General features: G+C 43.1%; 25 protein-coding genes. 12 read left to right on the forward strand and 13 right to left on the reverse strand.

What is annotated here, in order from left to right; translation table 11 throughout:
* Positions 1–79: 79 nt before the first annotated feature.
* The 3 genes from ABIB39_RS11315 to ABIB39_RS11325 form a co-directional block, all read right to left on the reverse strand.
* Positions 80–595, reverse strand: a complete 516-nt coding sequence (locus tag ABIB39_RS11315; protein ID WP_354430001.1) for a UpxY family transcription antiterminator — start codon at positions 593–595, stop codon at positions 80–82.
* A 15-nt stretch (positions 596–610) separates the two neighbouring features.
* On the reverse strand, positions 611–3031 hold the full coding sequence (locus tag ABIB39_RS11320) for a GumC family protein (RefSeq protein ID WP_354430002.1): 2421 nt from the start codon (positions 3029–3031) through the stop codon (positions 611–613).
* A gap of 206 nt (positions 3032–3237) precedes the next feature.
* Positions 3238–4374, reverse strand: a complete 1137-nt coding sequence (locus ABIB39_RS11325; protein ID WP_354430004.1) for an acyltransferase family protein — start codon at positions 4372–4374, stop codon at positions 3238–3240.
* Between the two features lie 408 nt (positions 4375–4782).
* Between ABIB39_RS11325 and ABIB39_RS11330 the strand changes: the two genes are divergently transcribed.
* From ABIB39_RS11330 to ABIB39_RS11345, 4 genes are all read left to right on the forward strand, one after another.
* The gene (locus tag ABIB39_RS11330; RefSeq protein WP_354430006.1) at positions 4783–5079 is read left to right on the forward strand and encodes an acyltransferase family protein; all 297 of its coding nucleotides are present in this window, start codon (positions 4783–4785) and stop codon (positions 5077–5079) included.
* On the forward strand, positions 5040–5903 hold the full coding sequence (locus tag ABIB39_RS11335) for an acyltransferase family protein (protein WP_354430008.1): 864 nt from the start codon (positions 5040–5042) through the stop codon (positions 5901–5903). Before ABIB39_RS11330 ends, ABIB39_RS11335 begins: the two co-directional genes overlap by 40 nt.
* Positions 5904–6132: 229 nt before the next feature.
* The gene (locus ABIB39_RS11340; RefSeq protein ID WP_354430127.1) at positions 6133–6705 is read left to right on the forward strand and encodes an SH3 domain-containing protein; all 573 of its coding nucleotides are present in this window, start codon (positions 6133–6135) and stop codon (positions 6703–6705) included.
* Positions 6626–7339, forward strand: coding sequence for an MBL fold metallo-hydrolase (locus ABIB39_RS11345; protein ID WP_354430009.1), 714 nt, complete (start codon positions 6626–6628; stop codon positions 7337–7339). Before ABIB39_RS11340 ends, ABIB39_RS11345 begins: the two co-directional genes overlap by 80 nt.
* A gap of 743 nt (positions 7340–8082) precedes the next feature.
* Here ABIB39_RS11345 and ABIB39_RS11350 read toward each other — a convergent pair.
* On the reverse strand, positions 8083–8802 hold the full coding sequence (locus tag ABIB39_RS11350; RefSeq protein WP_354430011.1) for a hypothetical protein: 720 nt from the start codon (positions 8800–8802) through the stop codon (positions 8083–8085).
* 124 nt (positions 8803–8926) lie between these two features.
* Between ABIB39_RS11350 and ABIB39_RS11355 the strand changes: the two genes are divergently transcribed.
* The gene (locus ABIB39_RS11355; RefSeq protein ID WP_354430013.1) at positions 8927–9289 is read left to right on the forward strand and encodes a hypothetical protein; all 363 of its coding nucleotides are present in this window, start codon (positions 8927–8929) and stop codon (positions 9287–9289) included.
* Between the two features lie 672 nt (positions 9290–9961).
* Here ABIB39_RS11355 and ABIB39_RS11360 read toward each other — a convergent pair.
* The 4 genes from ABIB39_RS11360 to ABIB39_RS11375 form a co-directional block, all read right to left on the reverse strand.
* Positions 9962–10468 carry a DinB family protein gene (locus ABIB39_RS11360; protein WP_354430014.1) on the reverse strand — a complete coding sequence of 169 codons (507 nt, stop codon included), beginning with the start codon at positions 10466–10468 and terminating at the stop codon, positions 9962–9964.
* A gap of 11 nt (positions 10469–10479) precedes the next feature.
* Positions 10480–10899: an ester cyclase gene (locus ABIB39_RS11365; protein WP_354430016.1), complete on the reverse strand. Its 420-nt coding sequence runs from the start codon at positions 10897–10899 to the stop codon at positions 10480–10482.
* Positions 10900–10969: 70 nt separating this feature from the next.
* Positions 10970–11842, reverse strand: a complete 873-nt coding sequence (locus ABIB39_RS11370) for a helix-turn-helix domain-containing protein (RefSeq protein ID WP_354430018.1) — start codon at positions 11840–11842, stop codon at positions 10970–10972.
* A complete protein-coding gene (locus tag ABIB39_RS11375) occupies positions 11839–12222 on the reverse strand; it encodes a winged helix-turn-helix transcriptional regulator (protein WP_354430020.1) in 384 nt (127 codons plus the stop codon). The genes ABIB39_RS11370 and ABIB39_RS11375 overlap by 4 nt, the downstream gene beginning before the upstream one ends.
* 137 nt (positions 12223–12359) lie before the next feature.
* On the opposite strand from ABIB39_RS11375, the gene ABIB39_RS11380 reads away from it, so the two are divergent.
* From ABIB39_RS11380 to ABIB39_RS11400, 5 genes are all read left to right on the forward strand, one after another.
* Entirely contained in the window at positions 12360–13157 is a 798-nt protein-coding gene (locus ABIB39_RS11380; protein WP_354430022.1) for an SDR family NAD(P)-dependent oxidoreductase, read from the forward strand.
* Positions 13158–13175: 18 nt separating this feature from the next.
* Positions 13176–13547, forward strand: coding sequence for a DoxX family protein (locus tag ABIB39_RS11385; protein ID WP_354430024.1), 372 nt, complete (start codon positions 13176–13178; stop codon positions 13545–13547).
* Between the two features lie 115 nt (positions 13548–13662).
* Positions 13663–14019, forward strand: coding sequence for an isomerase (locus tag ABIB39_RS11390; protein ID WP_354430025.1), 357 nt, complete (start codon positions 13663–13665; stop codon positions 14017–14019).
* Positions 14020–14029: 10 nt separating this feature from the next.
* Positions 14030–14383 (forward strand): hypothetical protein, encoded by a 354-nt coding sequence (locus ABIB39_RS11395; protein WP_354430027.1) that lies wholly within the window; start codon positions 14030–14032, stop codon positions 14381–14383.
* A gap of 17 nt (positions 14384–14400) precedes the next feature.
* A complete protein-coding gene (locus tag ABIB39_RS11400) occupies positions 14401–14976 on the forward strand; it encodes a Crp/Fnr family transcriptional regulator (RefSeq protein ID WP_354430028.1) in 576 nt (191 codons plus the stop codon).
* A 34-nt stretch (positions 14977–15010) separates the two neighbouring features.
* On the opposite strand, the gene ABIB39_RS11405 is transcribed toward ABIB39_RS11400, so the two are convergent.
* Both ABIB39_RS11405 and ABIB39_RS11410 read right to left on the reverse strand, forming a co-directional pair.
* Entirely contained in the window at positions 15011–15919 is a 909-nt protein-coding gene (locus ABIB39_RS11405) for a helix-turn-helix domain-containing protein (RefSeq protein ID WP_354430030.1), read from the reverse strand.
* A gap of 47 nt (positions 15920–15966) precedes the next feature.
* Positions 15967–16707 carry an SDR family oxidoreductase gene (locus ABIB39_RS11410; protein WP_354430032.1) on the reverse strand — a complete coding sequence of 247 codons (741 nt, stop codon included), beginning with the start codon at positions 16705–16707 and terminating at the stop codon, positions 15967–15969.
* A 179-nt stretch (positions 16708–16886) separates the two neighbouring features.
* Here ABIB39_RS11410 and ABIB39_RS11415 point away from each other — a divergent pair, with 179 nt between their 5' ends.
* Both ABIB39_RS11415 and ABIB39_RS11420 read left to right on the forward strand, forming a co-directional pair.
* Positions 16887–17705 carry an SDR family NAD(P)-dependent oxidoreductase gene (locus tag ABIB39_RS11415; RefSeq protein ID WP_354430034.1) on the forward strand — a complete coding sequence of 273 codons (819 nt, stop codon included), beginning with the start codon at positions 16887–16889 and terminating at the stop codon, positions 17703–17705.
* Positions 17706–17794: 89 nt separating this feature from the next.
* Positions 17795–18712: a helix-turn-helix domain-containing protein gene (locus ABIB39_RS11420; protein WP_354430035.1), complete on the forward strand. Its 918-nt coding sequence runs from the start codon at positions 17795–17797 to the stop codon at positions 18710–18712.
* Between the two features lie 38 nt (positions 18713–18750).
* On the opposite strand, the gene ABIB39_RS11425 is transcribed toward ABIB39_RS11420, so the two are convergent.
* The 3 genes from ABIB39_RS11425 to ABIB39_RS11435 form a co-directional block, all read right to left on the reverse strand.
* The gene (locus ABIB39_RS11425; RefSeq protein WP_354430037.1) at positions 18751–19233 is read right to left on the reverse strand and encodes a hypothetical protein; all 483 of its coding nucleotides are present in this window, start codon (positions 19231–19233) and stop codon (positions 18751–18753) included.
* Positions 19234–19312: 79 nt separating this feature from the next.
* A complete protein-coding gene (locus ABIB39_RS11430; RefSeq protein WP_354430038.1) occupies positions 19313–19642 on the reverse strand; it encodes a hypothetical protein in 330 nt (109 codons plus the stop codon).
* A gap of 328 nt (positions 19643–19970) precedes the next feature.
* On the reverse strand, positions 19971–20153 hold the full coding sequence (locus tag ABIB39_RS11435; protein ID WP_354430039.1) for a hypothetical protein: 183 nt from the start codon (positions 20151–20153) through the stop codon (positions 19971–19973).
* Positions 20154–20524: the final 371 nt, after the last annotated feature.

Below are 20524 nucleotides of genomic sequence, written 5' to 3' on the forward strand. Positions count from 1 at the left end.
GTAACTTATTATTTATCAATAGCTTATAAAGCTATTTCATTATGTTATATTCAGGCTTTACTGCACCTCTATCATGCAGTTAAGCTCTTTCAATTAATGACGCCGCCACGTTTACGATGATTGAGAAACCAAGGTTTTCTAAACGTAATAATAGTTGTTTTTGTGACTTGTACGCTATAATTTCGCCTGTAATTCCTTTTAAGGGGCCCGCTTTAATCCTTATCTCTTCTCCCGGCTGTAAATTCTCTTCGGTCACTTCCAGCTCAAGGGAACTGGCCATGACTAACCTGAGGTCATTTATTTGCCTGTCAGGCATAGCTGCTATTTTACCGCAAAAGTATAGGAAGCGGGCTACGCCCATGGTCATTAAAACACCGGCTTGTTCGTTACTGGCAATGCGTACAAACAAATACGATCTAATAAGCGGTTCCTCCACCCATTTTTTTCTGTCGCTCCATTGTTTTAAACGGCGGCTAAGTGGCAGGTATGCTTCTATCCCTTTTTCTAACAAAGCCGCATACGCTTTTTTTTCTGCACGCGGATGGGTATACACGGGGTACCATTTAAGGTCACGATCGCTTGCCGTTAAAACCATATCGTAAAAGAACACTTATTTTTTGAACCAACGACTAAAATTCCACCACTTCTTTTTGTCGTCTTCGATATAGTAGCCCGAGCTTTTGTAACCGCTATAATCCGAATAGTAATAATACTTGCCATAGTTTTCGCCGGTAAAGCGTGTTGTATAATATCTGGAATGTAAAAGGTCTTCTGCAAAAGCGTTCAGTACGATCACCGTATTATCCAAATGATACTCCTGCGCAATACGCTGCGGTATTGTAGCGGCATAATATTTTGACTTACCCGAGCGTATTACAAAAATATTGATGTCGCTTGCACGAATAAGTGGTATGGCATCAGAAACAAGCCCTATGGGCGCGGTATCTATCATAATGATGTCGTACCTGGTTTTAAGAGCTTTTATCAATTCATCCATTTTTACGCTGTGCAGAAGCTCGGACGGGTTGGGGGGAACAGGGCCTGATGTGATAAGATCTAAGTTTTCCTGCCCGGTTTTGATTACAATATCATCCAGGTCAGACTGGCGAGAGAGGTAAGTACTGAGGCCAACATCATTGGCGACGCTAAAAGTTTTATGGAGCTTTGAACGGCGCAGGTCCGCGCCTATCAGCACCACTTTTTTATCTATTAAAGACAGCGTACTTGATAAATTAACCGCGACGAAGGATTTACCCTCACCTGCTACTTCTGACGTGATACAGATTACTTTGTTCTCCTTATCAGCAGCAAGAAAATTTAGGTTGGTACGAACAGACCTGACCGATTCTGCAAACATCGTTTTTGGCTTGCTTATGGCGAGGATCTGCGAGTTGTTTTCATCGATCTTTTCAGGAAATTCTCTTATGACCCCTAAAATTGGTATTGAAGTTAGGCTTTCAACGGTTTCTTTATCGAAGATATAGGGGTTTAACATCCTCAACAAGACAATTAAGCCAAGGCCGGTTAGCAAGCCGAATATTATCGCTGATCGGTGGATCCCGTGCTCATCCGGCGAAACAGGCGCGTTATTTATTTCTGCTTTTTCGACAATAGTTGCACCGGGAAGTATCCCCGCACGACTTATTTGAGCGGACAGCTTCTTTTCTTCAAGGTAAGACAGCACCTTTTCGTTTACTTCATAGGGGCGGTTCAGGGCGATCAAGTCTCGCTCAGCCACCGGAAAAACAGATATCTGTTGGTTAACTACTTCCAATTGCGATGTTAGGTAATCGTAGTTACGTTTTATACCAATATAAGTAGCATTAATACTATTTAAGGCGTTATTCTTTAACTGCAAGATCAAACGGTTCACATCTTGTATTGGTTGTGAATTATAATTGTAAGTTTTTAATAACTCATAACGTTGATTAAGTAAAATATCCAATCTTTCTATCAACGAGGCAAGCGCAGGGTCGACATCTTTGCCTGCATTGAAATTTAGATTTACATTATTTTTTTCTTTGTCTATTTGTTCCTTTAACTGATCGATAGCAATTAACTGAAGTTTGACTATGGCTTGTTGAGATTCTATATCCTTGGCTTTGCTAAGAGCGCTCTCAGCGGAAGTGCTAACTTCCATTAACTTATTTTTTTGCTTAAACTCCAGGATGGATTTTTCAGATCCTTTTACCTTTGTTGACAAATATTCCAATTGGTCATTAATAAAATTAATCATTTGGGTGGCCGATTGTGTTTTGCGGTCACGGTCATAAAGAAGATATTCCTTCATGATGGCGTTCAAAATATCCGCAGCGAATTTGGGGTTCGCATCTGTTTGCTGAAGTTGTAAGACGTTTGAGTTTTTTGCCAGTTCTGCCATGCGTAAGCCGCCTCTTACCCGGCCAAGGAGCTCTTCAGGCGTATTGAATTTAAACAAATATACCGCGTTAGTTGCAATGGAACTAGAGGGTTTAATAGTGAAAGTAGTCGGCCCGATAGTAACCGGGTTATTATAGCGGGAAGTCATGGAAATCTGCTTCTCAGCAGTATTGTAGGACAGCTTATACGTGGTTTTATTAACGGCCTTAAAGGTCATCAGTTCACGTACAAAATTTAAGCTGTCAAATCTCAGCACTTGAATTTCAAGCGGTTTTTCAGGATAGATATCACTGGTCCTGACATGCCCTTCAATAAAGAAACTTATCGGGTAGTCAAGGTCCCGGATCGCCGCCAATATTACGGAGGGGCTTTGGATCACTGATGTTTCGCTTTGTATTTTTGACGGACCTCTATCGGAGGTTGTCATCGCTGTAGCAAGGTCAGCTATTTCTGATTTTTTTTCTTCGAGCTTCATTGTGCCCGACGTAGCATATGTTTTGGGCGTATACCATAAATAAAAGTAAGAGCCCAGAACAAACAGCAGCAGGGAACCGGCAATCCAATACCAGCGGCTGACCAATATTTTCCCGATTTTGAAATAGTCAACATCCTGGTTGGGTAATTTTTTAACGATTTTTTCCGTTTCTTCCATCAAATAATACCGGGTGATTTTAATTTAAAATATTTAGAGATCTTGAAATAACAAGACGAGGTTTAATTGTTGTTGCCGCCTGAACATATATAAACTTCTTAACGACTGCTGCAGGCTCACCATGGATTCAAATTTACATATTTGCTGTAAATAAACGCAGGCTAATAGCAGCTTATCAATAATAAAATCTATCAGGTCACAGAGGTTTAAAGTTTAAGGCCTTTAGAGAGCGGTAAGAAATTGCGTTTTTGGTTTGACTGGGGCCTCCGGTACGAGAACCTGTTCTTTAATTTTAGGATTGGACGTTCTATGAGATAATATGATAAACTCGCGACAGCCAGTAACATTAAAAGATTCTCAGTCAAAAATAGCCAACCGAAAAGATTGGTTTTTAAGATGTTCGGAAGATAGGGGTTAATGTAAATGTTGACCAGGTTATAATTTAATAATTTCGGAACGAGGTTGTGGTAAAGGTATATCCCATAACTGACACGCCCTATATAAATTGCTATTGGGTTTGCCAATAGGAACCTGAACCGCATTTCTTCTGTATCATGCTTTTTATAAATATAAAAGATAAGCCACGCTCCGACTACACAAATCAAAGGATCCTGAAATGCAAATAACCGAACGGAAAAATAATTTCCGAGGAGGATTAATACCGCCGATAATGGTCCGATGATTTGAAGGAAATTAAGGGCTCGATCAGCCATGTCTGATTTATAATGTATAAACCAGGACAAAAGCGTCCCAGTCCCAAACGCATGAAGGCAATTAAATGTCAGCAAACCGGACATATTTATATTCCTCATTAAAAACTGCGTGCATACACTGAAACTAATGACCAGCACGATTACAGCTAACAGATATCGTTTGTTCACAAAAAGCATCAGGAAAGGCCAGCATAGATAAAATTGCTCTTCGACGGCGAGGCTCCAGAGATGTGATAATATGCCCGGCCAAAAATCGATGTGAAAAAAGTAAAAATTCTGTGTAAAGGTTATAAAATAAAGTATAGGACCCCGAACCTCCTGGGAAGTGCCTGCTTCAAAGATATACAAGATAGCTAAGCACAGGTAATATATCGGGAATATTCTAAGTGCCCTTCGCAAATAAAAGTTTTTGATGACTTGCCAAGCGGATTGCTGCGCCTCCTGGATCTCAACTCGGGTTTCGAATAATATACGTGATATTAAGAAACCACTTAAAACAAAAAAAATGGAAACGCCGATTGCGCCGTTTGGTAACTTATTAAGGAAACTACTCTTCGGAAACCAATGTTCGATGATCACAAGCGTGACAGCAATACCTCGAACTCCGTCAAGTTCTTTAATATGTTTCATACACGATAATAAGAGTTTTGAAGATGCAATTTAAAGCAGGTAAAATAGGTGATAAGGCATAGATCGGATAATTTCAGTAATGAAATTTGTGATTTTAATTTTTACGAAAAAACTTATCAAAAGTTGTGGTTTTTAAAGCGTAAGTAAATAACTATATTCTTAAGCATGTAACGTGCTTTTAGTTGTAACGTCAGCTTTTACTTTTTCCAAATGAAGAAAATCAATAAATTATAAGTAGCGTAAATAATCAGCCAAATCTGCCGCGGAACTAATAAATGTTGAACCCGAACGAACATAAACTAAAATAGAAATGCTTACGTAAAATGGTTTTGACGTCCTTTAATATAAGATCATTAGATCTGGTAGTAAGTTAAATCGAACGACTTGTTAGATATTTAAGCGGGTGCCTTGACGACTGGATGTTTTAGAGGATCGATTAAACGTTTTTTAAAGACCTTTAAAAGAATTTATTTACTTTGCGTTATACAGCATGGCTACAGCACAAAAAACAACCTTATAGACCTATTACGTTTTATAGCGGCATTATCGGTCGCATTATTCCACATCTATTACCAGATGTTATATAAGCCAAAAAGCCTTTACACTATATTTTTTTTCAATTTTGGCAAATTAGGCGTCCCTATGTTTTTCGTTATCAGTGGGTATTGTATAATGATTGCTTTAGCCACGCCAAAACATCTTTAGAATTTATTATCAGGAGACTTTTTAGGATATACCCGCCTTATTGGTTTAGCCTTTTTATAACCGGCATTGTGATTATTAGTTTAAAATTGTTGCGGGGTGTAAATTCGGTGGCCGTGCTTCCTAAAACAGGATACGAAATCTTCTCTACCTTAGGCTTGGCTACTTATCCATTTACAAAAGTCGCGGCAATTAATTGGGTCTATTGGACATTGCCCTATGAAGTTCTCTTTTACTTAGCGATAATCTTATGCTCGTTCCTAAAAAACAACTACATTACTTTGTTGCTGATTTTGATTACCGTAGTCAGTTGCACAATCCCCTCCACGAATTTGGGCTTCTCATCCTTTTTCAAATTTTGGCCGTTATTTAGCATAGGCACTGCTTTATTTAAATTACTACATGACGACAAAACAAAGCAATTATTAAACGTGCTATTATTTGGTTTGTCAGTGTTTGCATTTTATCCAGCTCATCAAAGCTTGCCATTTTTCATAACAAGTATATTAACAATTGGCTTGATCATAATAAGTCACTACAAACCGCTGTCAGATAATTTAGTTAGCAGATTGGGTGATTATTCATATTCAATTTACCTGATACATGTACCGTTAACAGCTTATTCTTTTGGTATCTATCGAAATGCGCCTCCTGTAAAAAGCAATGTACTTCTTAACCCCCTATTAGATGTTATTCTCCTGGTTGTTGTGGTTTATTTATCCAGAACGATGTATAAATTTGTTGAATTACCATCAATTAATTTTGGTAAAAAACTATCTAAAATGACTGCCATACACAAACAACCGGCAAAAGCCTCTCAATTATGATGAGTTTTTTTAATATTAAGCATCGGTTATGATGAAATGAGTATGATCTAGCTTCTCCAATCTTACGGTATGTCGTCACTCTCCCCTCAAAGCTAACCCGTTACAAGCGTGTATGACTTACATCCTGTCCAATTGCATGAGGAGGATCTTTTACCCGGCGATAAAAAGATGTTTTCACCCCTTTTTATTACCGGGCGCTAGTTACCTTGCCGATATCAAACCAGTTCACATGAAACGAATTCTCATCCTGTACTTTAGCCTTTTTTTGGCCGTATCCGCTTACGCCCAACAGCCCGGCTGGGAAGCAACATGCTCCGCGATACTGCACAGGTACCCGAACAGTGCTTCCCCGATCGTTGCTCGCCTTCCTGCCGGAACGAGACTGCAAATATTGCTGGCAAAAAGTAAAAATAACTATTACAAGGTGCAAGCAGCTGGAAGCGGTAAGAAAGGCTGGATCTATAAAACTTTCATATCCCGTGCAACAGATACAGCTGTTCACGTCCCACTAGTATTCAGTCCGCAAAACGGTACGGATTCTGTTAGTGTACGGATAATCGATGTGGATAACGGCCTTTGTACCATCATACGCATGCCCGGAAACAAATATGTCATCTACGACGCAGGCGGGTTGAATACGGCGGACGGCAGTCAGACCTGGGTCCAGATGCAAAAGTTCCTGCCAGAAGGCGCAACCGTAGAACTCATGGGTGTTAAGCCACATGGATGGCGACCACATCGTAGCTGCCTCACAGGCTATTCGGGACTACCGAATCAAAAAAGTGATTTGGGGCGGATATGACCGTAAAATCGACGGAACGAATGCTATCGAAACCAAGGCCTTTCAGAAACTCAAAAGTGCCTTGCAAGACCGTGCCGACATTACCGAAAGCATCAACCTGAACGAACGTGACAGCGTTATTTACCCGGGGGGCGACATCGTGATTTCCGGTGCCCATTTTAAACTGCTTTGCGGCTTTGGTAAACCTATGCCGGAATGGCATCTCACTTCCGACCCGGCGGAAAGACTGAATGGCGTAAGCATCGTAATGAAAGTCGAATATGGCGGCAACTCCGTGCTATTCACCGGCGACGCGCTTGGCCGCCGCAAAAATGATGCTGAGAGCGTGTGCATTGCGACAGAGAAATTCCTCGTAGAAAATGCCGCTGAGGACTACGGTCGACCATCATGTTTTCCCCTCATCACGGGGCGGAAAACGGCAGTTCTAAACCCTTTCTTGATAAAGTCCGCCCTGAGTACATCATCATACCAGCAGGGCACGTATCAAGTTTCGGCATCCGCGCAAAACCACCTGCGAGCGCTACCTGAGCTATGTTACGGCCGACCATATTTTCCGTACCGACCGCGGCGACGATCAAGGCCCCTTGGAATGGGGTTACCTGAGCATCCCCGGATGCAGGGATATTGCTGGTGATGACGATATCCAGGTAGATCTGCGTTCAGACCACAAACTCCATGTCTATTACCTAAACCCGATCAATGCCTGTACTACATTCGAAAGACTTCCTTAACCCGACGACAGGGGGTAGGTAAAGCTCAAAAAGCAAAGGCTAGCTGAGTATACGCAGGTGCTATAAAGGATTGTTTTGGTGATAAAGTCGAAGACTCTCTGGATATCTGTACATGGAAAGGATGAAGAGATAACCGTGCCCAACGGTTGCCGAGTGCGAGGGGCATTAAAATGATTTATAAAATCAAACGTCTAAAATTATACACTTAGTATATTTGGGTCTGCATTCCATTTGTACGTTATAATACTTGTCATAACTGTATTTTCGCTATTTTTGAGGGTGTATAAAATCAATATATAAATGTATTCTATACACTAAGTAATGAAAAGATTAATATCTTTCTCTAATTACATCGCTGATTCTGGCCGTCATGAGGCTTTATTGCAGTCCCTTTTATTGGGGATGTGTGCCGCAGCTGTTGACATCTCCTGCCAGCTGTCGACCTGTATATTTGACCATCATTCAGCATAAATGGTCGAGACGCAGGCCTGCATTCCTGCGGTAAGCAGTGCGCAGGTAATCCCAGAATGTATAATGCGCTTATCAGGATAAAGCTGACGGATCGCACCTGTCCTGCCAAGTTCAAGCAGTGCGCTCAAAAGTTGCCTGGCTTCCGGCCAAATCGCGTAGTTCTTCAATATTCGACTTAATATCCCCTTATCTCTTTATCGTAACTGTTTTGTCCGCCAAAGTTTACCTTAATACCTACGGTTATCTGCCTGTATTGATCAAGCGCGTTATTTTTAAACTGGCTTGTGGGGTCGGCGTAACCATCAATACCCTCGCCAATAGTTATATTATGCTGATAACCAATGTCCAGGCGGATGTTTGGCTGGTCATATTCGTTATAAAACTTAAACTCGTAACCAAAACGCAACGGGATTATCAGGTTAACGCCGCTATCTGTGCCCGGAAACATATAAGGAGGGTTAATAACACTTACCCTTTGTGTTTTAACGCTATTCATGATACCACCTATACCTGACCCCAGGTAAAAGTTTTTCAGCACATTCAATACCGTGCTGCCCTGGTAATTCATTATTTCGCCGGCCTGCACATCCATATGCACTATTACCGCCTTATAATTGTTTTCGTATTGGCGGCCGTCTTTATCTATCTTAAGGTCTGTGCCACCGCCGGATAGTTTACCTATCTGGAACTCTAAACCAATAGGCACATAAGGTGTATAAAAATAATTGAGGGTTAACGCAAAAGATTTATTATTATACTCTTTTTTAAGATCGGCATACGGGCGGTTTAAACTTGCGCTTAAACCAATACCAAAGGTGGCATAGTTTAAACTACCCTGCGCCTTACCTGTATAAAAGGCTAATGCCAGTACAATAACTAAAAGATACTTTTTCAATTGAATTTATGTTTGATATTTACAAATTAGCTGCGGTTAAACACAACCGGGCAAATAAAATTTCCACTAATATAGGCTTTCTATGGATTTTAACGACCATTAAATTATACGGCTACCGATAGGTGTGCCGGGTGGGCTCGTGCACTTTGCCACCCTCTGCGGTTTATTGATGTGTTTTTCCTGCTTTGGCTACGGGCAGGACATTCCCAAACTGACTATACCGTCTACGCCCGCTTTCAGCATCCTGGATTTCGAACCCACGTCGGTATTAAGGCCTTCGAACGCTAAAGCCTTTGCGCCGAAGCCGCACAGCAAATGGAGCAAATACGAAAAAGTACAAAATGTTCGGAGCCGTAAACCAAAAGACACCGGCAATACCCTGCTCATAAGCTTTTTGGCAGCAAATAAAAACTGCCGGTGCCCATATTCAAGCCGCAGCAATGCTCAAAGCTCCTCTCGTGGTGGAAACATTGCGGTTGGCCACTAAAAAGCATCCGATTTTGTACCTTTACGAAAATGTTCGATCAGCACGCAGATAAACAACGTTGCACCAAAACCTAAGATCAATAAAATTCCTTCCTGTAACGTCAACATAATGGTATGGTTAATTATCCTGTTTTAAAGGGTATACAAATGGCGCATTAAAAACCTCCGATTAAGACGGATAAAGGTTGATTCACTCAAATTTCAAATAACGTTATAAGTCAAAATGAGCGTATAATTATTGACTCTTTACGGAGAAGTAAGCTGGATAGTTTCTGTATTCTTTTTCGATATTAAAAAACGCCAAGCCCAACTGGAATTGCTACACGCATAAAGGAAAATAGGTCTTTAAAAGGGCTGACTTAAATCAATTAAGTGTTGAGCTAAACGCGTTAGATGGTAAAATAAATAAAACTACATTCGTATTGAGATAAATCAATTAAAAGTATATTTTAACAATTTAACAATTGGAGGTTATGAAGCGATAGAGGAGAGGGAGAGTTCAGAACTATCTCTATTATGTCAGTGCGTTAAGTTTTAATTAGCATCGAACTCTACGAATGACGCAATAGCAACCTTACTTTATTCGATCAACACACGACATAATAAACATACTAATATCTTAGCGTAGATTTTAGAATAACATGCTTTATTCGTTAAAGTATAAGATTAATTTTTATACGATTGATTCCTTCTGAATGTAAAACGTAGCAAGGTCGATAGATGAAAACTGGTTGTAGCCGGCCTGCCGCAAGAGGGTAACCAGTTGTCCCCGATGATAGGTTGAATGGTTAACGATATGGGCAAAGGTTTGATAATAGGGCATCTGCCCGGTGTTACCATTTGGATAAATAAAGCTAACTGACTCATCCATATGATTCGCAGGATGGTCTTTGATAAAAGCCTCAAGGCCATTAGAGGCTGCCTTCCAGATGGTAAACAGTTCGTTCTTGCTACCGGTGAAATTTGCCGAGAGGTAAACCGGATCTGCTGCCTTGGTCCAAAAATCTATCCAGATCTTTTCGGCGCTGGCTATATGTACCGCGGTTTGCCTGATACTGGAAAAGCTGCTGACATTAACCTGTTCCCATTGCTCATCAGTGATCTGTCTTAACCAGTCCATCGCCTTTTGATCTGCCCAGCTATTGTAAGCTGCCAGATCAGTGAAATATTGTTTTAACATGGTTTTTTTGTTCAGGCTTGCGCTAAAGTCGCAAGGAGTTCAGGTAATGTAGTAATGCCCCAGTGTTCAACGTATCTGCCGTCTTTAATTCTTATGATGTCTATGACCTCGATGCTCATCACCCGTCCGGTTGCAGGCGCACCTAATAACGGTCCTGTTTGCCTGCCGCTGATGGTCTTTCGGGTAGTGACCAAATCGCCTTCGGCTACCTGGTCATGGATGATCACTCTTAGATCAGGTATCGCCGGACGTAAGACCTCATTAAAGAACCAGATCATGCCTTGCGGGCCGTTGTCCATGCCGGCCGGGGCTGACCGGTTAACAAACTTGCTGTCCATAAGTGCGTTGAAGCTGGCGACATTTCCTTGTTCGATTACCTCTTGATTAAAGCGACGCACTGCTGCTCTGTTATTTTCTATCATCGTTTCCATATATTCATGTTTTGATGATACAAAGGTACCGGCCGGAAGCAGGTGTCGGTTAGGGCCGGACGTTCAGGTGTTATGGCACAACGTTCAACTGTTGCTGCTGGTAATCGCTTGGCGTATAACCGAAATGGTTACGGAAAGCCTCGGAAAAGCTGGAATGATTTTGATACCCAACCTTCAGATAAACACCCGACGGGTTTTCTCCTCCTGATCCTAGCAATTCGGCAGCCAGTTCCAGCTTTCTGGTGAGGAGCCATTTTTGAGGAGTAGTATGATAGATCTCGCTAAATCTCCTTTTAAAGGTAGACGTGCTCATATGACAGAGGAAAGCCAGTTCATCTACGGTGATCAGCTGACCAACGTGACTCTCCACTATTTTTTTGATCTGCAGTTGTTCCCGGTCCTTTGTAATGATCTGAATAGCCCGGAACCGTTCGGGGTCAAAATGTAAAAGATACAAGAGCAGCTCTTCCAATTTGATCAGTCTGACCGCCGCGGGTAGCTTGCTTTCCGTAGTGATCAATGCCTGCATAGAGGGGATAAAATGCTTGATCAGATCATCCTGCTTAAATATGAGGTAGGGTTGTTTACCGCCTAAAGGAATAACCTTTTGCAGCAAATGGTCATACTTGATCAGGAACCGGTTAAATACCTCGTTGCTGAAGTAAAACAGGACGCTGCTAAACTGCTGCCCGCCTGTCAAAAGCTCAGAGGTGAGCACGTTCCCGGTTGATAATACCACCAGTTCCCCGGCGTTCACTACAGCCGTGGCATCAGCGTAAACAACGGTCTTGGTGCCGCTGACCAGCAGGTTGATCATATTCTGATTTAAGACGATCCTGTTCTTAACGGAATCCTTGCCGGAGGTGTAGCAACGGATCACTACTTCATCTGTATTAGCAAGAGATCCATCTAATATATCATCAGGTAGGAAATAGGTATTCATAATACTACAGCGTTTTCATAACGTTCCCTGGAAGCTTTGATCTCTGGCATATTGGTGTTGGCCCAATCGTAAAGGTGCATCAGCGGCGTTACCAAGCTTTCGCCAAGCGGCGTTAAGGCATACTCTACCTTAGGCGGGATCTGTGGATACATCTTCCGCGTTAACAGCCCGTCGGCTTCCAGCATCTTTAGGGTCACGGTCAGCATTTTCTGCGAGATGCCATCGATCAGTTGGTGCAGTTCGTTAAAGCGCAACGTGCCGTGGTCAGATAACATGATGACAGTAAGCATCGACCATTTATCACCTACACGGTTCAAAACATCTTTCACCGGGCAGTTATCACGGTCGTTCTCACATTTCCTTAAAATTTCTTTTTTCATATCCGCCTGATTCTCAATAACAGTTACTTAAAAGTAAGTGTCTGACTTTCAAGTGCCTTCTTGTTTTAGAACAGTTCACACTTTAGCTTTGACTTACTTAAAGTAAGTTAATCAACAAAAGTAATAAAAAGGAAATTATGGATCTGCAATTAAAAGGAAAAAGAGCACTGGTAACCGGTTCCAGTGCCGGTTTGGGTGAAGCGATCGCTCGCTTAATGGCTACCGAAGGTGCCGAGGTGATTGTTCATGGCCGCAATAAGGAACGTGCGGCTGCGGTAGCAAAAAGCATCAATGATACCGGTGGGCGAGCCGTTTACGTTTTAGGGGATCTGTCGACTGACGAAGGTGCGGACGCCGTAGCAAACGGCGCTTTAGCAGGTGGACCGATAGATATACTCGTGAATAACGCCGGCGCTTATATGCCGAGGCCATGGCTGCAGGTGAGCGTAGACGACTGGCGCGATAGCTATAATGTTAATGTGCTGGCGTATGTGCGCATGATCCACCGGCTATTGCCGCCTATGAAAACACTGGGCTGGGGACGTATGATACAGATCGGATCTTCGGGCGGTATTGAGCCTTTTGCTTTACAGCCTGATTATCTTGCGGCTACAGCTGCACGACATAACCTTACCGTATCGCTGGCGCGCGAACTGAAGGGTACAGGTATCACATCAAATACTATTGCTCCAGGACCAATGCTGGTAGAGAATACGCGAAATATGCTCATGAACATGGCAGGGCAATATGGCTGGGGAGACAATTGGGTTGACATTGAACGCAACGCGGTGGACCAATTCGTACAGAACGATGTGGGGCGTTTCGGCAAGCCTGAAGAAGTTGCGGCTGCCGTGGCCTACTTATCCGGCCCCATGGCCGATTACGTGACCGGTGCACTATTGCGTGTAGATGGCGGGCATACCAGATCTGTTTAACCTTTTAACTAAATTGAAATGAGTAATAAAACCAGAAAAATAACCGGCTGGGCATTGAGCGGGATCGTCCTGCTACTGATGGCCGGCTCGGCAATCGATAAGATCATCGGCAGTGCGCATTCATTAGAAATGACACGTTCCTTTGGTATTACGCCAGCTGTTTATCGCCTGCTAGGTGTCGTAGAGTTAACATCGGTCATTCTTTTTATGATTCCAAGAACAGGATTGCTGGGACTTTTGCTTTTATCATCTTACCTGGGTGGCGCTATAGCTACCCATTTACAACATGGGCAGAGCATTATTTTTCCGGCAGCTATTGAAGCGTTGATATGGATTGCCGCAATCGTCCGGTTTCCGCATCTGTGGCAACGAATTGCATTCAAAAAATAAATGATTTCCGTTGTGTCTGCTTTAGGGCAATCACCAGGTACAAAGTCTTTAAAAATAACTTAAACTCTTCAACTACCTGAACTTTTTTCCGGCACATCCTGTCGACCTTTGTATTATGGAAAATATCAAAAACATTGAAGAGACGATCCTCACTTATACGAGTGCATGGAATGAGACCGAACGGGAAGCCATCCTGGAAAAGATCAGCAAGTGCTGGGCTTTGGATGGTACTTACACTGACCGCTTAACTGATCCTATCACAGGGCCGGATGCGATTACTGATCTGATCATTAGTTCATATGGACAAATGGGGCCAAGAACATTTCAGGTATTGGCTGAGCCACAGGTGCATCATCAAAGCGGACGCTTCCGCTGGCTGGCCATCCGTCCCGAAGGATATCCGATTGAGGGCATGGATTATTTTGAATTTGACAGCGAGAACCGCATTACCCGTATTGTAGGCTTTTTTTAAACAAACGATCATGATCATAACATTACCGAATATTGAACCCGGCCAGGGGCCTGTGTTGATGCTGAACATGATCAAGTTCAAGGACAAGAAGATTTACTTTGAACAGTATATACCTGCATTTAACCGTGTAGTGCAGCAACTGGGCATTGAAGGTGTCACCGTAAAACTGGTGAGCGAGGTCGTAGCTAACGTAATTGCCGACGAAGAAGAGCAATGGGATCAAATCGTATTGGTAGAATACCCCAGTGCTGAAGCATTCAAAATTATCGCGCAAAGCGATGTTTATCACCAAATAGCTAACCCGCTTCGTGAGGCCGGGACAGCGGAATTGAAATTGTTCATGACCCGCAAAATTGACTTTTAAAGGTTATACTTGCTGATATGTCAGAACTGATCCTGTCTAATTTTGCCTTGCATATAGCACTTGCTCCTATTGAACAGGAGCAAGTGCTTGCCTTGTTGCAACGTAAAACAGTCACCAAACGCAGCATACTTGTGCGACCCGGTGAGATAGAACGGCATATTTATTTTGTTAACGAAGGCTGCCTGCGTATGTACAACACCGATAAGGACGGGCAGGAACACAACCTCTGCTTTTACCCGGAAAACTGGTGGGCATGTGACATTGTGAGCTTTTTTAAAGTAATGGCGGCAACCAATACCATACAGGCACTGGAAGATACACAAGTATGCTATTTTACATTGCCGGACCTGGAACGATTATTTACAGATGTGCCGAAGTTCGAGCGTTTTTTCCGGATACTTACCCAAAACGGTTTTGACATGTTTCAGCGGCGGGTTACGTCTAATCTGTCAAAAACCGCTGAGCAGCGTTACCGCGAATTTCGCAGACATTATCCGGGACTTGAACAACGCACATCCCAAAAGCATATTGCCAGCTATCTGGGCATAACCGCGGTTTTTCTCAGTATGATGCGCAAAGAAAAGAATCTGTGATCACCTTGTTCCCGGCACCCAGCCGCTATAACCTTTAGTTTAGCTGATCCCGCCGGAACCGGATAGGGGAAACACTGGCGCGCTGTTTAAAAAGTTTATTGAATGACTGCGGATGCTCAAATCCTAATTGATAAGCGATCTCTGCGGTGGTCAGGGTGGTCTGGTTCAACAGCACTTTTGCTTTTTCGATCAGTGCCAGGTGAATATGCTGCTGCGTGGTTTTGCCGGTCAGTGTTTTAAGCATATCTGATAGGTAACGCTGTGATACCTTCAAATGCGTTGCGATATCCTGGGGAGATGGTAAGCCGGAAACGACTGCCTCCGAACTATTAAAACGTTCATTCAACCAAATGTTCATCAGGCTGATCAGGTCATGGTGCAGGTTCTTTCGGGTCAGGAACAGCCGGTTATAGAATCGGTTACTGTGGTTGAGCAACAGTTCGAGTTGCGATACCAGTACGCTTTCGCTGAACTGGTCAATAGGGTTATCCAACTCGATCTCAATAGCCTTAAAAAGCGTTTCCATGATCTGTTTTTCTTTGTCAGACAGGAACAATGCCTCTGCTACTGCATAATCAAAGAAGCCATAGTTATGGATACCCTGTGCCAGCAAATGGCTGTTTAAAAGTCCGGGATGGAAATATAAAGCGTAACCCTGATAATCCCCGGGATCGGCGGTCATTTGAACCACTTGACGCGGTGCTAAAAAGGCCATACCGCCATCCTTGAAATCGTAAGTGCCCGGCCCGTATTTAACGCTGCCGTTAAAATCTTTTTTGAAAGTGATCTTATAAAAGTCGAGCATGAACCAGCTGCCCGCATCACGCAGATTGATCCCTACCTTATCGTAATTGACCAGTGTGATCATCGGATGTGCAGGCGGGTCTAAACCCAGCCGGCGCATCAGATCAATAATGCTGTTAAACTTTAAAGGATTATTCATTCGATGTGGCAATTGTTTCAGTTATGGAATCATATAAAGATAAGGGTTTAACCTTGAACAGACGGGCGGATCACAATATCACCTACATCAACATTGCCTGGCTGCTCAATGGCATAAGCGATCGCTCTCGCAACGGCTTCAGCGGGGATAGCCATTTGATCGGCATTTTGCTGAATGGTATTTCTTACTTCGTCGTTTTTGATATTGCTTGCAAATTCGGTAGCTACATAGCCCGGCGAGATACCAGTTACCCGCCAGCGGCCCAGTGATTCCTGGCGTAGTGCTTCGCTAATGATACGCACCGCGTTTTTTGTGCCGGCATAGACGCCCATGGTGGGTACGATGCTGATTCCAGCCGTGGAGATCACATTGATGATGTGGCCGGAACCCTGACGTTTAAAAATGGGGAGTGCGGCGGCGATCCCATATAGCGTACCTTTCAGATTGACATCGATCATCTGTTCCCAGCCTTCTACATCCAATTCCTCCATTTTATACAACTGGCTGATTCCAGCATTATTGATCATTACATCCAGCCTGCCAAACCGCCCTACAGCTAATGCCGTCAATTCAGTTACGTTTTCACGGCGGGTCACATCTATTTCCAAAAAGGCGGCCTCGCCGCCGTTTTGTTCAATAGCCTCCACAATCGTTTTTAAACGGTCGGTCCTGCGTGCGCCCAAAACTACTTTCGCGCCCCGAGCCGCCAATAATTCCGCCGTCGCTTTTCCTATTCCACTGCTGGCCCCGGTTATCGCAATTACTTTATTCTCAATTCCGTTTTTCATAAGGATCTTATTTAAACCAAAGTTCAAAAAAGAAAGAATGCCTTATGTAGCCAAAAATGCGGGATTTGTAGTCTTTTTGGCAGATTCCTGTTACCCACCTTCTTTAGGCAATGACAACGATCAGTTCTTATCTCCATTTTGGTTACAAATGTCCTTGATTTGGTTACGGTGTCGCCGCAATGTATACCCATCTTTGTTTGCAAATTATTTATCTATTTATTATCATGGAAAATCAAATTGGATCATCAACGAACAGCCAACCGGTTGCACTGGTAACCGGCGCGAACCAAGGTGTAGGCAACGAAATTGCTAAAGCGCTTGCAGCGAATGGCTATATAGTTTATGTGGGTTCACGTAACCTAAAAAACGGGGAAAAAGCCGCCGCAGAGATCGGGGGAAATGCTAAAGCCATCCAACTGGACGTTACCGATCAGCAAACCATCAATGCAGCGGTTGAGCGTATCGGAAATGAATACCGTCGCCTGGACCTGCTCGTTAATAACGCAGGTATAGCACATGCCGGTGAGCCCGGCCGCACGGTCGAAGAGGTCATGGCATCCGGCAGGGCCGTCAATGTATCATTGGACGAAGTACGTACCGTATGGGAAACCAATGTCTTCGGCGTTATTGCTATGACTCAAGCCGCTTTGCCTTTGCTGCGCAAGTCGTCAGCGGCACGCATCGTCAACGTATCAAGCGGGCTGGGTTCGTTGACCTGGATATCAAATCCGGAATGCTGGGCACGTGAACACTTCGGCATTGTTTACGCTGCTTCTAAAACAGCGCTTAATGCCGTTACGCTCGCTTTTGCGTTGGAACTGGAGAAAGAAGGCATCAAGGTAAACGCCACCAGCCCGGGTTATACCGCCACGGCGCTGAATAACTTTCAGGGAACAGACAGTTTAGAAGTCGGCTCACGCGAACCTATTCGCGTTGCGCTGGAAACGGATGGCACCACCGGTGCCTTTACAGGGCCTGAAGGTCCCTTGCCGTGGTAATAGCGCTTACTATTAAGAATTAACCGTATTCCCATTTTAATATGACCGGCAGCTGAGATAGGCTCCGGTCATACTTATTATCTTACATCATGAAAAATGATACGCCAAAGGTTGTTACGCTGGGGTCGATCACCGAGATACACCGCATGCTCGGCATTCCGGGACCTGCTCATCCGCTGATCACTTTGCTGGATACGCGCGAAGAACGCATCAACTTATGCAGGCTTCCGGTTAGCTATGTCACCACACTTTACAAAATATCTTTTGTAAGCAAATTAGGTGGTCAGTTCAGATATGGGCAAGGTTATTATGACTTTGATGAGGGGAGTATGGTCTTTACGGCACCCAACCAGATCGTTGGAAGCACTGCGATTTACAAAGGCAATGAAGGGTTTTCATTGATCTTCCACCAAGACTTTATTCAGGGCTATCCGCTTGCCACCAAAATCAAACATTATGGATTCTTTTCATATGCTTCGAATGAGGCCCTTCACCTTTCTGAGCAGGAAAGGACAACCGTGTCATCCATCTTTACCATCATTCAGGAGGAACTCAACAGCCGGATAGATGACTTCAGCCGTGAGGTGGTGATCGCACAAATCGAATTACTGTTAAGTTATGCCAAACGCTTTTACAAACGACAATTCCTGACACGCCAGGCAGCAACCAGCGATCTGCTTCAGGAATTCGAAGATCACCTGAATACCTATTTCAAAGACGGGCAACCGGTTAATCATGGTTTGCCTACCGTACAACACCTGGCAGAGCAGTTAAATTATACTTCCAATTATCTAAGTGATATGCTACGCTCGCTCACCGGCTTGAACGCTCAGCAGCATATTCACCAAAAACTGATCGAAAGGTCAAAAGAATTGTTGTCTACCACCAACCTGACCATCAGTGAAGTGGCCTATAATTTAGGGTTTGAGCACCCGCAATCCTTTAGCCGGCTGTTTAAAACAAAAACGGCGCTTTCTCCTGTTCAATTCAGGGCGTCTTTTAACTGACCTTATCTGAATGTACGGAACGTCACTTGATTCCTTAATTACCTTTTAATCTCAATAAGCAAAACCCATGCGTCAAACACCGATTTGATAAAAGATATAATGATTGCAGGGACTATCAAGTATATTCCATTTTCTTGTCCTAAGAGTAAGCAAACACCTGCTCCCACATAAGGCAAAATTGCAAATTGGTCAATGAATAAATTAAGCAGGTGGTGATTTTTGTAGTCCTTTAAAGTTTTTGCATACACTTGGAGATCAGCTTTGGTTACCAACACCCAAACAATTATCCCTAAAACAGTAAACTCAATGCCGTTTAATCGCATAGAAAACTGCGGTACCAGCAAGACAATAGAAAAGATCAAAATTGCCAATAATAGAATAAGTGACACAGATGCCTTGATCGTCAATATCGGTATTTCTAGGATGTCCTTTAAATTGATGGAAATACCTACAAAGATCAACCCGGTCAGGGCAGCAGCACCGCCAGTGGCAGCAACGAATAGATCATTCCACTCTTTCATATAAATTAAAATTTGAATTCTTTTTGTTCTCTAAGATCAGGTTTATCAGTACAACATCCGGACAGGGCCAGAATTTGTGTCAGTGGGCATCGGGCAGTTCAATTTTAACTGTTTTCATCTCTTTCCTCTTTTTAATCATAATAAGTACCAGCGGAATACAGCAGGCATTTAAGATGCCCAGCAATAAAAATGCATCCATGTAACTGAGTAAAAATGTTTGCCTGACCACTGTGTTTTCCAGCGCCCCAAGGGATTGTTGCACTGCCCGAAAATAAGTAGACCCGTGTGCCATGAAATTCCGGATAAAAGCTTGTTGACGCAATATCGTAAGCGGATCAGCGGCGGTGACATGCGTAAGTAAAGCGGTCCGGTTAGCTGCCTCCCGGTGGGCAATGTAAGTATTGATCAAGCGATCCCAAACGATCCCCCCATCTGTCGCATCATGTTATTCAGGGCCGCGCCTTGCGGGATATCTGCCGGTTGAAGTTCCGATACTGCTGTTGCGGTTGGTCTGAACATTGGAAAGCGTATCTTTGAAAAAATAAGTTGTAATGGGAATACGCCGAAATGGATAAGGCATCTGTTTTTTGGTTAGAATTTAAGAACTAAGATTTAATCCAATGGTAAATACTTGCATGTGAGTGACAACTTGCCTTTCCTTTTACTAAAGACGTTTTGATCCGGTTACACTTGCACCAGACATCGTTTTAATAATTTCATTCCTCACTGATTTATATCTAGAACGTTTTCATAATGCTTTGTTTGCTTGAGTGACTTGTGCCCAAACATTTTTGAAACTGTTCTATTAATATGCCATTGGTAAGTGTAAAAGTAGTTGCAAAAGTAAGAACGGCGGTGTGAAAGCTTAATTTTCTATTTACATCAGATTCGTCCTCGATTTCCTGTAAGTATGAATTCATTTTTGGTAGTAAGTACAGGTGGAGTGCCCCAATGTTGTTTCCTTAAGGATTGCCGGCTCATAATGACACAGATGGCTTTCAGCACATATGCTTCTTTTCGGGGTTTCGATTCGGTGTTTAAAATAAGCTTTTCCATAAAATTAATTTTTTATGCAGGAATAAAGCAGGAGGAATGATCCGTCAGGGCACCGGTGGGCCGGTGTTTATATACCCTTTACGGATTAGGAGGTGATTTACCTTAGCATATAAAAATTGGTTTTATGGGAATGCACAGGCAGAATGGATAGGGGGCGGATACTGAAATGATGCTGCTAAATTAAGACAGGAGAAGTTTTACAACCACTTCAAACCATACGAAACAGATGTTGTTA

Source organism: Mucilaginibacter sp. UYP27 (assembly GCF_040547175.1).
GTDB lineage: Bacteria > Bacteroidota > Bacteroidia > Sphingobacteriales > Sphingobacteriaceae > Mucilaginibacter.